1 protein-coding gene and 1 pseudogene are annotated in these 1,912 nt (G+C 72.7%); both read right to left on the bottom strand.

All coding sequences use genetic code 11. The features are described 5' to 3' along the window. Positions 1-79 precede the first annotated feature (79 nt). On the bottom strand, positions 80-1,234 hold the full coding sequence (locus tag ACTIDRAF_RS0224780) for a cystathionine gamma-synthase (protein ID WP_016701358.1): 1,155 nt from the start codon (positions 1,232-1,234) through the stop codon (positions 80-82). Between the two features lie 155 nt (positions 1,235-1,389). Next, positions 1,390-1,912, bottom strand: a pseudogene (locus tag ACTIDRAF_RS34660) (DUF5336 domain-containing protein); the annotation flags it as partial.

The following is a 1,912-nucleotide window of genomic DNA, read 5'->3' as shown; positions in this document are numbered from 1 at the left end:
CGAGCCTCCGGAGGAGCTCCGACGGGGGCGGGCCGTTCGCCGTGGTGGCGCTCGGTCCGCGACCGCCTCGCGCGCGCGGTCAGCCGAGCGCGCTGAGCAGGTCGTCCAGCAGGTCGTTGACGTCCTCGATGCCGACCGAGAGCCGCACCAGCTCCGCCGGGACCTGGAGCTGCGAACCGGCGGTGCTCGCGTGCGTCATCCGGCCGGGGTGCTCGATCAGCGACTCCACACCGCCCAGTGACTCGGCCAGCGTGAACAACTCCGTCCGGGAGCACACCTCCAGCGCGGTCTCCTCGCTGTCGACGAGGAAGGAGATCATGCCGCCGCCACGACGCATCTGCTTGACCGCGACCTCGTGCCCCGGGTGGGTGGGCAGGCCCGGGTAGTAGACGGCCCGGACGCGGGGGTGCTCGCCGAGCGCCACCGCGATGCGTTCGGCGTTGTCGCAGTGCCGGTCCATCCGCACGGCGAGGGTCTTCAGCCCGCGCAGGGTCAGCCACGCGTCGAAGGGGCCGGGGACGGCGCCCGCGCCGTTCTGGAGGAAGGCCAGCTTCTCGTCGAGCTCGGGGTCCGAGGTGACGGCGGCGCCGCCCACGACGTCGGAGTGCCCGCCGAGGTACTTGGTGGTCGAGTGCACGACGACGTCGGCGCCCAGCGCGAGCGGGGTCTGGAGGTAGGGCGAGGCGAAGGTGTTGTCCACGACCAGCCGCGCGTCCGCGTCGGCCGCGACCTGGGCCAGGCCGGCGATGTCCGCGACGGTGAGCAGCGGGTTGGTGGGCGTCTCGCACCAGAGCAGGCGCGTGGTGGGCCGGACGGCGGCCCGCACGGCGTCCAGGTCGGACAGCGGCACGGGCGTGTACTCGATGCCCCACTGGGTGAGGATCTTGTCCACGAGCCGGAAGGTGCCGCCGTAGGCGTCGTTCGGGATGAGGATGTGGTCCCCCGGCCGGCACACCGCGCGGAGCACGGCGTCGGTCGCGGCCATCCCGGACCCGAACGCGCGGGCGAACCGGCCGGACTCCAGGGCGGCCAGGCACTCCTCCAGCGCCGTCCGCGTGGGGTTCCCGGTCCTGGAGTACTCGTAGCCACCCCGGAGGCCGCCGACGCCGTCCTGGGCGTAGGTCGAGGTGGCGTGGATGGGCACGATCACCGAGCCCGTGGTGGGGTCGGGTTCCTGCCCAGCGTGGATGGCGTTGGTCGCGAACCCGAACCGCTCGCCGGAGGTCTGACTCATGCCGCCCAGGGTAGAGCAGGGACACTCCGTTCGGAGCAGCCCGACGGGCGGCGGGCCGGCTGGCCCGGACCGGTGGAAGCCCGGCGACGGGGACCCGCGCGGAGCGGGTCCGGCCGGTGTGGTCGCCGGGCTTCCCGGTTGGGGCGTCGGGGTGTTCAGTACCCGGGCGGGGGCGGCATCTGCTGCGGCTGCTGGGCGAACCCCGCCCCGCGCTTGGCCTTCATCGCGCGGGTCGTTCCGGGGAGCCACCAGACGGCCAGGATGCCGCCCCAGATGAGCAGGGTGACGATCGCGATGACGAGGAAGATGCCGCCGATGGGGACGGTGAACATCGACACGGCGCCGAGGACCCCGAGCCCGGCGAGGACCGTGATGACGATCCGGCCCCACTCCTGGCCCTGCTGCCCGGCGAAGAACGCGCACGCCCCGACCCCGGCCGCCAGGACGATGGCGATGACGGCGCTGGTCATCACGTACGGCCCGAAGGTGACGATGGTGATGATCTGCATGATGACGCTCAGGCCCATCATTCCCATGGTGAGGAACATGGCGAGCTTGAGGAACTTGTCGTCGGCTCCTCCGGCCGGAACCCCGAAGCCGGGTTGCTGGGGGTAACCCGGCTGCTGGCCGAACTGCGGCTGCCCGTACCCGGGCTGCTGCGGGTAGCCCGGCTGCTGG

The organism is Actinoalloteichus spitiensis RMV-1378 (genome assembly GCF_000239155.1).
GTDB lineage: Bacteria > Actinomycetota > Actinomycetes > Mycobacteriales > Pseudonocardiaceae > Actinoalloteichus_B > Actinoalloteichus_B spitiensis.
This window is presented reverse-complemented; position numbering and strand designations above follow the sequence as displayed.